Origin of the sequence: Arthrobacter sp. NPDC058097 (assembly GCF_042884885.1) — a bacterium.
In the GTDB taxonomy this organism is placed as follows: Bacteria; Actinomycetota; Actinomycetes; order Actinomycetales; family Micrococcaceae; genus Arthrobacter.
This window is the reverse complement of record NZ_JBHVSZ010000015.1, coordinates 30,256-44,075: the sequence shown is the minus strand read 5'-3', so window position 1 is coordinate 44,075 and position 13,820 is coordinate 30,256. Positions and strand designations below refer to the sequence as shown.

General features: G+C 62.2%; 10 protein-coding genes. 4 read left to right on the top strand and 6 right to left on the bottom strand.

All coding sequences use genetic code 11. The features are described 5' to 3' along the window. The first annotated feature begins 89 nt into the window (after positions 1 to 89). The 3 genes from ACFVTE_RS21260 to ACFVTE_RS21250 all read left to right on the top strand — a co-directional run bounded on the left by ACFVTE_RS21260 (position 90) and on the right by ACFVTE_RS21250 (position 4,912). A complete protein-coding gene (locus tag ACFVTE_RS21260) occupies positions 90 to 1,394 on the top strand; it encodes an SRPBCC family protein (RefSeq protein WP_387104015.1) in 1,305 nt (434 codons plus the stop codon). After that, positions 1,391 to 2,797: a ferredoxin reductase gene (locus tag ACFVTE_RS21255; protein ID WP_387104012.1), complete on the top strand. Its 1,407-nt coding sequence runs from the start codon at positions 1,391 to 1,393 to the stop codon at positions 2,795 to 2,797. The genes ACFVTE_RS21260 and ACFVTE_RS21255 overlap by 4 nt, the downstream gene beginning before the upstream one ends. 1,317 nt (positions 2,798 to 4,114) lie before the next feature. Then, positions 4,115 to 4,912, top strand: a complete 798-nt coding sequence (locus ACFVTE_RS21250; RefSeq protein ID WP_387104011.1) for a 5'-nucleotidase, lipoprotein e(P4) family — start codon at positions 4,115 to 4,117, stop codon at positions 4,910 to 4,912. 590 nt (positions 4,913 to 5,502) lie between these two features. Here ACFVTE_RS21250 and ACFVTE_RS21245 read toward each other — a convergent pair. From ACFVTE_RS21245 to ACFVTE_RS21220, 6 genes are all read right to left on the bottom strand, one after another. Beyond that, complete coding sequence (locus ACFVTE_RS21245; protein ID WP_387104008.1) at positions 5,503 to 7,839, bottom strand: arylsulfatase; 2,337 nt, start codon at positions 7,837 to 7,839, stop codon at positions 5,503 to 5,505. A gap of 85 nt (positions 7,840 to 7,924) precedes the next feature. Further along, positions 7,925 to 8,317, bottom strand: coding sequence for a 4Fe-4S dicluster domain-containing protein (locus ACFVTE_RS21240; protein WP_387104006.1), 393 nt, complete (start codon positions 8,315 to 8,317; stop codon positions 7,925 to 7,927). After that, entirely contained in the window at positions 8,314 to 9,915 is a 1,602-nt protein-coding gene (locus ACFVTE_RS21235) for an FAD-dependent oxidoreductase (RefSeq protein WP_387104003.1), read from the bottom strand. Before ACFVTE_RS21235 ends, ACFVTE_RS21240 begins: the two co-directional genes overlap by 4 nt. 225 nt (positions 9,916 to 10,140) lie before the next feature. Next, positions 10,141 to 11,016 (bottom strand): ABC transporter substrate-binding protein, encoded by an 876-nt coding sequence (locus ACFVTE_RS21230; protein ID WP_387104000.1) that lies wholly within the window; start codon positions 11,014 to 11,016, stop codon positions 10,141 to 10,143. A 1,260-nt stretch (positions 11,017 to 12,276) separates the two neighbouring features. Continuing rightward, entirely contained in the window at positions 12,277 to 12,522 is a 246-nt protein-coding gene (locus ACFVTE_RS21225) for a hypothetical protein (protein WP_387103998.1), read from the bottom strand. A 123-nt stretch (positions 12,523 to 12,645) separates the two neighbouring features. Then, complete coding sequence (locus tag ACFVTE_RS21220) at positions 12,646 to 13,113, bottom strand: hypothetical protein (RefSeq protein ID WP_387103997.1); 468 nt, start codon at positions 13,111 to 13,113, stop codon at positions 12,646 to 12,648. A gap of 323 nt (positions 13,114 to 13,436) precedes the next feature. Here ACFVTE_RS21220 and ACFVTE_RS21215 point away from each other — a divergent pair, with 323 nt between their 5' ends. Next, positions 13,437 to 13,742, top strand: a complete 306-nt coding sequence (locus ACFVTE_RS21215; protein WP_387103994.1) for a zinc-binding dehydrogenase — start codon at positions 13,437 to 13,439, stop codon at positions 13,740 to 13,742. Positions 13,743 to 13,820: the final 78 nt, after the last annotated feature.

Genomic DNA, 13,820 nt, shown 5'->3' with positions numbered 1-13,820 from the left:
CATGACTACAACGTTCTCGACCACGCCCGGTCCCCTAAATCTCCGGTCCAACGATTTACACACTAACCAGCCCTCCCAGGAGGAAACACATGACTACTTCAGTGAACGTGCCCCTCAGTTCACGCGGAAAACTCGCTTCACCGTTGCCTGCAGAGCAGCTGGCTGAAATCACTGAGTTGTTTGCGTCCCGGCGCACCGGATACTCCCTCGATGCCCCCTTCTACACGGACCCGTCGATTTTCAAAATCGACATGCAGGCCATATATGGCAAGCACTGGATCTTTGCCGCCAGCACGGCTGAGCTGCCGGAGCCGGGCGACTACGTTACGGTCGACTACGGCCCCTACTCTCTGATCGTGCTGCGCAACGACGACGGCGGCGTGAACGTCCTGCACAACGTATGCCGCCACCGCGGCGCCCGCGTCCTGACCGAATCGGCGGGGTCAACGGGAAACCTTGTGTGCGGCTATCACTCCTGGACCTACGCACCCAGCGGCGATTTGATCCACGCTTCGGCACCCGGAGAAACGAAGTTCGACAAGAGCTGCTTCGGCCTCAAGCGCGCCCATGGCCGCGAGGTCGCCGGACTCATCTTCGTTTGCATTGCTGATGAGCCGCCGACGGACTTCGACGAAACCTCAAAGATCTTTGAGCCCTACGTCACGCCCCACGATCTGGCGAAGACGAAAATCGCTTACCAGCAGAACATCGTCGAAGAAGGCAACTGGAAGCTCGTCATGGAGAATAACCGTGAGTGCTACCACTGCGACGGCCACCCTGAGCTCGCCTGCTCCCTGTTCCCCACCTGGGGCCTGACCGAGGGTCTGGTCCCGCCCCATCTCGAGGAGGTGTGGAACCGCAACAAGGAAGCACAGTCCTCGCTCGAGGAGCGTTGCCGCCGCTACGGCCTTCCCTACGAGGTAGTCGAGGAGCTCGACACGCGCGTCGCGGGAATCCGTATCTCACGGGAATCGCTCGACGGTGAAGGCGAATCGTTCTCTCCGAACGGGCGCAGGCTTTCCAAGAAGCTACTCGGTGACTTGCGGGACTTCCGCCTTGGCCGCTGCTCGATGCACCTTCAGCCCAACAGCTGGTTCCACTTCCTCGGGGACCACGTCATCACATTCGCCGTCTTCCCCATCAACGAACACCAGACACTAGTACGCACCACCTGGCTGGTTGCTGACGACGCCGAGGAAGGTGTCGACTACGATCTGGACAAACTCACCTACACGTGGAAGCAGACAAATCTGCAGGATAAAGCGTTCGTGGAGCTGTGCCAGACGGGCGCCAACAGCCCCGCCTACGAGCCCGGCCCATACATGAAGAGCGAATACCAGGTCGAGGCGTTCATCAACTGGTACATTCAGCGGGCGCAGGAGCACTTGGCATGATTGAACTCCGCGCCGACACCGCGACCCAGGAACCACAGCGCATTCGCGGTCTTGAAATGCCGTGGAACAGGGTGATGGGCAGCACTGAGGGACCCGCCCGCGCCGCCCACGCACTGGGCCCCTGGCATCCGCAGGAGTTCATGGCCGAGTGCGTCGAGACCATTCCCGAGGCGGGCGGCATGATGACCTTCGTGTTCCGCCGTTGCGACGGTGCGCCACTGGCATTCCGTGCGGGCCAGTACGTGAACGTCGCCTTTCCCGTGAACGGTGAAGACGAGGATCCGGTGGACCGCAGCTACTCGCTGTCCAGTTCGCCCACCCAGCCGTGGACCTTCAACATCACAGTCAAACGCGACCCCATTGGGCTCGTCTCGCCCTGGGTGCACGAGAACGTCACACCCGGCACCGTCCTCGAGATGCTCGGACCGGTCGGAGCATTCCACCTGCCTGACGCCGACCGCCGGGCACGCTACCTCTTGCTGGCCGCCGGCGCAGGCATCACCCCCATTATGTCGATGGTGCGGACCATCCACTCCCTGCCCGGACAGGCTGATGTCGTGGTGCTCTACCACGGAGCTGAGGCCGGAGGATATGCCTTCCACCAGGAGCTGGCCTACATCGCGTCCGTGGACTCGAGGGTCAAGGTCTTCTACTCCCTGGGTGACCGCAGCAAACCCGAAGGGTGGCAATGGCTCAGCGGAAGGCTGACAGCGGCCATGCTCGACGAGGTTGCCCCCGATGCCAACGGCCGCCAGGTCTATGCCTGCGGCCCCGAGGGTTACCTGAACACCGCCACCGAGCTCCTGGAGAAGGTCGGCGTCGACGACACCTCCATCAACATGGAATTCTTCACGGGGGATCGCCAGACGATCCTTGAATACCAGGCAGAGATCGCACTTGCAGAGGACATAGCGGAGGAAATCGCCGGGGAAATCGCCGAGTCCGCCGAAGACTACTACGAAAGTCAGCCCACAGCGTTCGGGCTCTACGAGCCCGGCTACAACGCCGACGGACCACTGAAGGCCACGGGACTACCGCTGGAAACTGTTGACCCTGACACGTCCACCCCCGACGGCATTGCGGATCTTGGGCCGGAGGCTGGGACCACCGACCCCTCGAGCTTCGACACCGTCGGGACGGGAAGCCTCACCCTGTCCTTCATGCGCACGGGCATCAATGTGCGCATCAACCCCAATGAAGACATCCTCGGGGTAGCCCAGCGCGCCGGCGTCAGGATCGGTGCAAACTGCAAGGAAGGCATGTGCGGCTCCTGCAAGGTCGTCAAGCTTTCGGGCGAGGTCGAGATGAACCACCAGGGCGGAATCCGGAAACGCGAAATTGATGCAGGCAAGTTCCTGCCCTGCTGCTCCACAGCGCAGACTGACTTGGTAATCGACGCCTAACTGCTTCCGCGTGCTCCAGACCGAACAGCATCAAGGATGGTTTTCACGGCAACAATACAAGTGGGCAAATGCCAGGCATGGCGTTCCTCCCCTTCCAAACCACGCCATTCCTTCCCAAATGAACTCACCACGGCTCGAAGGACGTGAGATCAAGACGCCGAACACCAAACCCCTGAATGCAACCAATCCACGGAGTGAGATCCCTGTGCCCCTGGCTTGCACCACTATCAAGTGCCAGCCACGCCTCGGTGGCCTAGTCTTCACTTTCCTCGGATGCCAAAAGGCCGCTGGTTCTGAACCATCTCCGGGTGAGGTCTTTCGGCCAGCGGACCGCCACGGGTTCACAGGACCTGCACCACCTGCGAACCACCCGCTCACGTATAGGCACGGTCCCAAGGCGGTGAGGACTACGTTCGCGAGCCGAGGCGGCGTAACGCGAAGGCCAAGCTGCGCGGCAGTGTCGCGCTTGGCGTACCACCAGCGGGCGTTTGCTCACGCGGGGTATACGCTAACGCGAACGCACCTTCGGACCAGGTCATGATGCCGAGGCCACGGACGTCCATGAACAGGTAACGAAGGACGCACCGTCGATTCAGGAAGGCCAGGAGGCTGCCGCGCCGCTACACCCACTGTAACGCTGCTCCGCCGTCTCAGCCGGAGTCGGACGCGCCACGCCGGCTGAGCTGTGATGCGACGAGCATGCCGAGGACTGGGTTCAAAGAACGTCATAGCGCTGCAGCCTCCTTCAGACGTCTCATAGCTGAGGCAATCGATGAGGACGTGACCCGATGCTTGCCGAACAGACGGCATCAGACAGGCCATGAGGCCCAGCGAATTCCCGCCATAACGCAATCACAATTATCAGCGTTGCATCGGCCCGCTCAGCAATCGGACTTCGAGCTTGTTGCCCGGCCCCAGAGGTCAGCGCGTGGCCCACTAGACAGCCTCTTCCTTACTCAGGTCCTGGATGATCCAGGACGGTCTGCCACCTTATGCGGCGAGTCCTCAGCATTGAACGCTTGTTCAACCTCCGCTATTGTCCTGCATATGAGATTGGTCACAATGCTCGAGAAGCTGGTCAACGGCGATTCCGCCGCCGATTCCTTGGACCCGGCCCACGGAGGCACTACAGCGCAGGTAAGACCCTGCGTCGGGTCGTCGGGGGATACCTCAACGGTGACACCTGCCCCTGTGAGCACTACTCGCCGATGGGGAGTCCTCCCTAGGGGAACACCTAACCGTGCTCAATTGTGAAGGGCCAGAACCGTCACGACATGTTTTAACCAGTCGAATCATGTACTGAACAAGGAGGTTCACTTGAAGAGATCCACGAGCATTGCCTGCACGAGTATCGCCGTTGTATCCATGCTGTCCGTGGCCGGCTGCGCCGCCCCCGACCGGGCCGGTACGCGTGCAGAGGAGAGCCCTAATCCCGAGAACTGTGCTGTACAGGAACACGCTATGGGTCTGCGCTGGCAACAGCAAAGCGCCGAGGCGCAGGCACTGCAGTCCCAGACCTACCGGATCGCCGGTGAGCGGCTCGAGGAAAAGGTCAAGCAAGCGAAGTCCAAGGACCTCGCGGTCATTACCGATCTGGACGAGACCGCAATCGACAACACCAAACTGTTGGCCCGCGACATGACAGCCTGCCACGATTACAGTGTCTGGGACACCTGGGGCCAATGGGAGCTCAAAGGATCACCGTCCGCGATCCCGGGCGCAGCCGAGTTCTTCCAAAAAGCCGATGAGCTCGGCGTCTCGATCTACTACATCTCCGACCGAACCGAGGAGAACCTCGATGCCACCATCGCCTCGCTGAAGGACCTGGACTTCCCGCAAGTATCCAAGGACCAGGTAATGCTGCTGGGCCTGCCGAAGGAGGAACGGCGCACCAAAATCCAAAAGGAACACAAGGTCATCATGCAACTGGGCGACACCCTGCATGACTTCTCTGGGGACTACGCCAACGCCCACCTCGACCAGCAGCGGCAGCTCGTCGAAAAGGACGCTAAGCACTTCGGCGACGACTGGTTCATCCTCCCTAATCCCACTTACGGCTCCTGGGAGGATGCCGAGCTCGACAAATGGGACGCCAAGCTGGAAACCAAGAAGTAATCTTCCTGCTGGCCCTCGCCAGGACCTTCGCGCTGTCGACCAATAGAGAGTCCTGATCGGAGTAATCGTCGGTGCCGGATTCTTGCACCCGCCGCTTCAGAATGCACGGAGGTTGGCGAGCAGAACGTTCCCCCACAGAAGCGCGGGTAACAGTTCCAAAACTGGTACCCGCGCTTCTTGATATAGCTGCCTGTCCATATCATCAAAGACATTTTGTTCGTACGACCTCTGACGGCAACGGCCAACCCCAGCAGACGCAGCGATCAGCAGTGAGAGTAGCAGTTAACATGACGTCCGCGCTGGCCACCGGCCTACTCGTCTTTGCCGGTACCGCCGACCTTAGGCTCAGCGGTACTTGACGGAATATCCCCTATCTGCGTACAGAAATAGGCGGGGAGCACCCCGCAAAAACGGCCGTTCGGCATCGTTTAACACGGCAAACTCCCCTCCAGTGGCCGGCTTCTGAAATAGCAGCAGCGGTCACAAACCTTGAGGGCCCGTGTGCCTGTGATTGTTTTATGCACCGCTGAATGGCGTCACTTGAGGGGTGCCGCCATTCAGCTCACAACTAACTGGGTTGCTGGGCTTTTTCAGTCGTAGGTGAGTGCGACTTCCAGTTCCAGCTCGGCCAAGACCAGTGGGTCGTAGGGCGCGCGGTTTCCGGGTTCGTAGTGGATGCTGTGGAGGTTACCGGTGTAGCGGAATGAGCCGTGACGTTCATACAGGTCCCAGTGGACGGGCCCTCCTCGGTTTACTCCTACGTCAATGCCGCTGAAGGGTGCCATTCCGACAAAGGCCCAAACATCTTCAAGTGTCGCCCGTTGGGCGCCGTTTACCGACAGCAAGTAGGTGACGCGGAAGTCCTGGCCGGCTAGGGCTGACACGTGGATCTTTTGGCGTCCGGTCGCCAAGGTTCCTCCGTTGATGACGTGGAGCTTGCCGTACTCGTTGAGGGCAAAATTGAGCTGGTCATCCTCGATGTAGACCGAGTAGCCGCCGCCCTGATCGCCGTGGGACACGAGTACGCCTTGGTTCCCCGGCTCGAAGGTCACGTCTATCTCGATGGTGAAGTTTCGGAGGGCGATGAGCTTACTGGACCGGTACCGTTCAAGTTTCGGTGTTCCTGGCAGGAGTGTGACCGGCTTGGCGAGTTCCTGTTCGGCCGGGCGGCGGATATCCAGATGCCCTCCTCCGCGCCCGTCCTGCAGCGGGAAAACGGTGTTTTCCCAGGCGGCCTTTTCCCAGGCGAGGGCAAGTTTCTGGAGCAATTCGGGGTTGTCCGCGGCCACGTTGTGCAGCTCGTTGGGATCGCTTTCAACGTGGTAGAGCTCCCACTCGCCGTCATCAATGGGGGTTCCGGGCTGGTGGTCGGCAACAATCTTCCAGCCATCGCGGTAGTAGCCTCTGTTGCCCCCGAACTCAGCGTACTGTTCCCGGTGCGTGCTCGGGTGCTTGGCGTCCCGCAGGACGGGTGCAAAACTGACCCCGTCTATCTCCTGGGCCGGCAGGTTATGCCGGCGGCCGGGATGCTCCAGTCCGGCCAGGTCCAGCAGCGTTGGAGTCAGGTCGGTGACGTACTGGTACTGCGGGCGTATTAGCGATTCCTGGGCAGATTTCTGGAGTCCCCGAGGCCAGGAGAGGATTAAGGGAACCCGGACCCCGCCTGCGTAGGTCTGGCCTTTGTAGAAGCGGAAGGGCGTGTTGGAGGCCATACCCCAGCCTTGGGGGTAGTGCACCATCGCCTGGGGTCCGCCGATAAGGTCGGGATCCCGTTCGACGTCGGGCTGCCAGTCGGTGGGCAACCCGGGGGTGTGGTTGAACCGGCTGAAGTAGGATCTGGTGCCTTCGGGGCCTCCTTCGCCGGTTCCGCCGTTATCGGACGTGAAGACGACGATGGTGTTCTCGCGTTCACCGAGTTGTTCCAGCAGTTCCAGCAGCCGGCCCAGGTTTTGGTCAACGTTGTCCACCATGGCGGCGTAGACCTCCATGTAGCGCGCGTACAGGTCCCGGGTCTCCTCGGGCAGGCTCTCCCAGGCGGGGACCACGGCCCCGTTTTTGTAGTTGCGGTCTGGCAGTGGTGTTCCTTCGGGGATGATGCCGGCTGCTACCTGCCGGGCGTGGCGTTGCACCCGTACTTCGTCCCACCCGTGATGGTATTTCCCACGGTATTTGTCGATGTCGACGCGTTTGGCCCCGAGCGGTCCATGCATGGCGGTGTGGGCGAAGTAGAGGAAGAACGGTTTGCGTGAGTCACTGGCGCGCAAGGCCTTGATCATCGACAGCGCCTGGTCAGTGTAGTCATCGGTGATGTAGTACCCCTCAGGGGTTTCCTCCCGCAGTTCCACGGTGTTGTCACGGACGATTTGGTTGGGGTGGAAAAATGAGTTGAACCCTTCCAGTGACCCGTAGTAATGGTCGAATCCACGCTGAATGGGCCAGGTGGACTTGGAAGCCCCCTCGTTGATCAACGCATCGCGGGTCAGGTGCCACTTGCCCACGCCGAAGGTTGCATAGCCGTGTCCCTGAAGGATTTCGGGCAGGGAGACAACATCTTCATCGAGCTCCAGCCGGAGTCCGGGGAATCCGGGATCGGAGTTGGCGACGCTCGCGAAACCGGCGCGGTGGGGGTTGAGTCCGGTCAGCAGGGCAGCACGTGCGGGTGAGCAGACAGGCGTCGTGTGGTAGTTGGTCAGAGCCACGCCGGTCTGTGCAAGGTGATCCAGGTGAGGGGTTTCGATTTCGGAGCCGAAGGGACTGATGTCGCTGTAGCCCATGTCGTCAAGCAGAACCACGACGATGTTCGGTGCACCCTCGGGTGCCCGTTTCTCGGCGGGCCATGCACGACGGGATTCAGCGACGGTCCTGCCGATGCTTCCTTCGAAGGATTCGTAGCCCCGGGCGTACGGGGGAATCGGTTCATTCGTCACTTGTTCTCCTCGAAGAAGATCTGGTCGGTTTTCGTGGTCGGTGGTGTCGGGGGCCCGCACCGCAGGGGGGCTCGGGATCAGGCGGTCAGTGGATCCGAGGTGGATGCGGGCGCGGCGTGCCGGCGTTCTCCGTGGTGGAGATGCGCGCTGGTGGAAGCGCCGGCCCGACGGCGAGACGGGCGCCCGGCGTACGTCCGTGGCCCCAGCCGATGCCTTTGCGGTAGCTGCCGAGCAGGTCGCTGTTTTCCAGACGCTCTTCGTCGTGGAGGGGGCTGTCGGCGGGCAGCGGATCGGCGTTCGGCGCGACGAACAGGGCGTCGACGGGGCAGTATGCCTCACACATGAAGCATGTCTGGCAGTCGTCCTGCCGTGCGATGACCGGTAGGCCGTCCGCTCCGGTGTCGAACACGTTGGTCGGGCAGACCTGGACACACTTGTCGCAGCTGATGCACTTGTTCGGCGAGACGAGCTCGATCATGACGCCACCGCCGCAAGGTCGCGGGTCCACGTGCTCGGCGCGGTCCACAGAGTGTCCAGGCCGCCGACCAGCAGGCGGTGGTGCTGGGCAGGGTCGGTGTCCTTGTAGTCCTGCCGTGTGTGCATGCCGCGGCTTTCGGTGCGCGTCAGTGCCGAGGTGTACATCCAACGGGCGTGCGCGATCATCGCCGCGGCCGAGCGGGCGCGGACAGCGTCGCCGTCCGTGGCGTAGAGGGAGGAGCGCAACTGGTCCCACGTGTCGTTCAGGGCCGCGAGGGCGGGGGTGAGCCGGTCGGCATGGCGCAGGTAGTTCTTGTCGTACGGGTGGACCTGCTCACGGACGACGCGCAGCACATCCTGGTATCCATCGGGACGTCCGGGCGTCCCCGTTGGTACCAGCGCGGCCCCGCCCGCGCCGGATACCGTACGGTCCCCGGCACGGGCACCCAGGCCCTTGGCGTGGATCGCGGCCGCGCGTCCGGCCCACACCCCCGAGGACATCGCCCAGGCCGCGTTGTGCGAGCCGCCGCCGGTGAAGCCGCCGCAGATCAGCTCGCGGGTCGCGGCATCGCCCGCTACGTACAGGCCGGGCACCGACGTCTCGCCGTGCTCGCCCGCAACGTGCACACCGCCGGTGCCGCGGACAGTGCCCTCCAGCAGCAGCGTCACCGGAAAACGGTCAGTGAACGGGTTGATGCCCGCGCGGTCGAACGGCAGGAAGAAGTTGACCTGCCCGAGCCGCATGGCGGCCTGGTCATCCGGCGAAGCACCGTCCAGGGTGCAGAAGACTCGGTTGGTGAGCAGTTCGCGGGCGATCACCGAGCGCCCACCCTGGCTGCCAGCGCCCTCAAGCACCGACCCGTCCTCACGATAGAACGTCGCGAAGCTGTAGTATGCCGTCTTCGTGACCGTGCTGAACTCCGGGGCGATCGCGTAGGCGGTCGAGAACTCCATGCCGGAGAGTTCCGCGCCGACCTCGGCCGCCATCAGGGCACCGTCGCCGGTGTTGACGTTGGTCCCCAGCGCCTTGGACAAGAACGCACACCCGCCGGTCGCGAGCACCACAGCTCCGGCCCGCACCGTGTAGTGCGTCCCCTCCTGGCGGCGATAACCGCGCGCGCCGGCGACAGCCCCGTACGCGTCGGTGAGCAGTTCGAGCGCCGGGCTGTGATCAAGGATCCGGACACCCGCCCGGGTAGTCCGGAGGCGTTGGATCCGCATGTATTCCGGGCCCTGCACGCCTCTGCGCATCTGCTGCCCATCCGGCCCGACGGGGAAAGGGTACTTGCCCTCATCTGCGAGTTCGTTCATGTTGTCCCAGGTCTGGTTCAGCACGCGCCGCATCCAGCCCCGGTCGGCGAGAAATCCGCCCAGCCTGTCACGGCTGTCCATCGCTGCCTGACGGGCTTCCTCTGAAGGCGGCACGTACCAGACCCCCGTGCCGCCCGAGGCGGTCGGGCCGGACGTGCCGCAGTAGCCCTTGTCTGCCAGGATCACGTCCGCTCCAGCGCGGGCAGCCTTGATCGCGGCCCACGTCCCGGCCGGGCCACCACCGATCACCAGGACGTCAGCGGTGAGATTCAGGATGTCAGTATTCATGAGGACTCCAGAGTGCGAAGATCGACGCCGAGACCCTGAGCAGGCGCTGGCGTAAGGCGGTGAGGACAGGTGTCCCCACGATGCGAGGACGTGGAGGAACGTCCACGTGGAAATTCCCCGGCGGCGGCGTCACGGGTGATACCGTCCGCAGCCGTCAGTGTCGAACCGGGCAGGGCGTCCCTGGGCGGCCTGACAGCGAAGACTGATTGGGTGTGAAGAAATCCGTCATGACGAGGACTTCAGCAATCCGTTGTGTTCGTTGGTGTAGTACTTGGACGGAGTGATGTCCCCGGTGACGATGCCCGTGTCCTTCAGCCATTCTGACCAGCGGCTGAAGTCCTTATCGGTGATAGCTCCCTTGGCCGGCACGCCGACGCTCTTCCAGTACTTCAACGCCGCGGTACTTTCATTACGCTGGCGTTTCTCGATAATGCTGGTAAAGCGGGCGATCACCTCATCGCGCGGGGTGGTGCGTTCCCATTCAATGGCCTTGGCGACGCCGGTAGTGAAGATCTTCGTGGTCTCCGGATTCTGCTGGATGAAGTCCTTCCGCAGAACGAACTGGCCTCCGGCGAACGTTCCAAACAGCTGGAAGTCGCTGAAGAGGGAACGAAGCCCACCCTTGGCGACAGCATTGTCCTGCAGCACCCCGCCAAGAACTCCGACATCGACCTGACCACGGCGAATGGCTTCCTCGGTGTCGTTAGGCGGAACCACGACCAACTGGACCTGCTTGATCTCATCCTGGCTCAGACCGTTCTTCTTCAGGTAGCTGTTCAGGACCGCGTCATAGTGCGCACCCAGGGTGTTGACGGCGACCTTTTTGCCGATCAGATCCCGGGGGGCACGGATGGGGCTGTCGTCCTTGACATAGAAGCCGTTGAAGGTCTTCTCGTCCTCCCCGTAGGAGCTGATGACGGCCGTTACAGGTGCGCCTGCCTCGATGAGCTTCACGACAGCACCGGCGAACGCACTGCCGAAATCGGTGGCACCGGTAGCCGCCGATTGAATGCTGGCCGGGCCGCTGATGGTGTTGCCCACCCACGTCAGCTTCACATTGCCCAGGAAGCCAAGGTCCTCAGCCAGCTCGGGAAGGGTCACGGCGTTAGCTGTTCCTTCATAGCGCAATTCCGTAACCTCGGGCGCTCCCGAACCGCCCTGAGCAGTCGCCGGGCCCCCACAGCCGGAAACCACCAAGGAGACGGACAGGGCCGCGGCCACGCCAAGGACGGAAAAGGTTCTTCGGGATACCTGCAGGTTTTTCATGAAGGACTTTCTGGGTTTCGGGGATGAAAGGTGTGGGGTGGGCTTGCCCGGTTGGCTTGCGTGTCCACAATGAGAGCAGAGATGAAACGGGCACAGAAGAGTCGTGTTCACGAAGGGAAACCGGGAGTAAAGAGCGGCTCACACGGCGTCGCACCAGACCAAACCGACGCATAAAGACACGCTGCGGAAAATAGCGAAATTCAAGGCAAGGGAGGGCAACGCAACGAAACCTACTCGCTGGTTCATTGTCCGCGGGCGTCACAAATCTTCCTCAAACAACCCTGGTACGTATCTATGCACGGCTCCACCGGGTGAATTTTGGATAAGGAATCGGGGGTAAGGGTCGCTTCGTGAACCTCGTGCCGTCACAGAGACCAGTGGCGGGCCCAAAAGATTCCCCCAAAAGTCGGGCATTTGTTACCGCGCCGCCCCGAAGAAATCGCCGTGGACCTTGCCGGACACGCTGTGAAGGAGCGGCTATTGGGCAGGTCCCTGCAGTTGCTACAAAAGCATTTCCCGGAGAAAGGACTCCTTAACCCAGGGCACGGAGACGCTGCGGGCAGCGGCACTCAGTGGCCCCTCCGGAGCGGCTGCCCTCTCAGCCGAAGGCTGCTGTGAAGGGCCGGGCCGAGTGCATCTTTGGAGACGCGACGTGTATCCAGCGGCATGGATGACTACCTCGCCCGGCCATATGCCTCCCGATTTCCGGCCGTGGATAACCCGCATTTACCCGAATATTTATGCCCGCACAGTTACCTTGGACGTTGGCTGACAACGTCCGGTTTAGAACAGCCCGGCGGGTGGTTCCTCGCGCGGTATAGGGGCGAGTTTGGAGCAGTGGCCGTCGTCCGGGATGCAGCCCACGAACGCGGGGGCTTTGGGTGGGTGCATGCTACTCCTGCACGGAACCCACCGCCCCCACAGGCTTCCGTATGGCCGCTGACCTCCTGGCGCGTCCTGCGGGCAATCGGCATCGAACCCCCGGCACGCTGTCCGGAGGCTTCGGCGCAGGCGACATTCTCTACGGCATTGGCCGCGCGTTGAAATCGGATAACGGAAGTCGGCCGGCATTCACGTCAGCGCAACTCATCCTCATCAGCCTACGGATGGTTCCCATCTGGTTTCCTGTTTTGAGATGCGGCGGATTACCAGCGTCTCGAAGTCCACGAGCTTCCGAGTTCCGCTGCCGCTGTCCAATACCCAGAACATAGCCATGGAGGGCACGGTCTGCAGCACCTTCCCGCGGTTATCGCATCGTCCGTCGTAAAAGGCTTCAATCATGTCGCCCGGAGCCAGGTCCGCCAGATCCCGCACGACATCGCCTGTCAGTTCGTCCGTCATGGCCCCTCCTTCGTTCGGTGACCGCGGATTTGACCCGCCAATTCAGGCTAGCGGCTGCAGTTTGCGCCTGCGTTTCCACGGCATGACGTCTACCGAACCACCCTGAGGCTTTGCACGGCCGGACTAGGCCCGGGGAATCTGCCGGTTTCCCGGTGAGCCTGGCCCCTGGTTCGGAGTCCCTGCGACGTTGATGACTGGGCGGAAATCAGCAAGCTGCTCTGCCTGAAGGCTATGCGCCACCGCCCCGGGAAGGAGCAGGAGGTCCCGCACATCGTGCAGCCCGGGCCACGCCTTCCACGTCCCGAGGTCATTAGCAACAGACACGACGAGGTCCCGACGCTGCCCGTCATCCTCATCGGCCGGGTACAGCTCCCAGCACAACTCGTTCAGAACAGCCAATTGCCGAATGTGCGCACGCATCCCCTCGCGGACCCACGCGCTTTGAACCGTCTTGAACATGGCCGGTCCCGCGTCGTCCCACCAAGCGCGCGCCAAGGCGTCGGTCCACGCTCCTGAACGGGGTGGCCAGCCGCGCGCCAAGGCGAAGTACTGGATCAGGGTCCAGGACGCGTATCTCTGAATTTCCGACACGTCTCCGGATCTGTGCCTTGCCTCCGCAATAACGTGTTGCGTGTACCGGTGCATAAGCCCTCCAACAGCGTGGCGTGGGCGGTCGATCCCTGAACTCCGGACGTTGCCAGTTTAATCATCGGCTTCAGCCCGCGGCAACGTTCCGTCGCTGTTGCTCACCCGATGATCCGCGACGCCCAAGCACCTACCAACTGCGGCAGGCTTGGGGCGCAACCCCTGCCGTTCACAGACAGTGGTGCCGCTCCGAAGGTCAGGGACGATCGGGCACAGAATCAGGCCACCAACAACCACGCCCAGGACCGTGGCCAAAAGGGGTGCTCGATATGGTGGGAGGCGATGGTTTGCAAGACTCCATCCGCGCCGCCAAAGGAAATGGCCTAGTCGCTGTGGTCGGTTTCCTTGAAGGGCAGACGGCCAATCTCGATCTCATGGATGTTATCTGGCACGAGACCCAGATCCAGGGCATCGCGGTGGGCCGCTTGCGCTCCTTCCACGATCTCGTGAAGTTCCTTGACGAGCACACTATTCATCCGGTCGTCGACAGCGTATACGCCTTCGAGGACGCACTCGCAGCCTACGGGAAGCTCTCCGACGGTGCCTTTGGAAAGGTTGTCCTCAGTATTCCCTGACAACCAAGGGTCGTCGGTGGTCAACTCCCCCAGGTCCGAAGGCTGTCACGAGACGTGACAGCCTTCGGACTAACGACG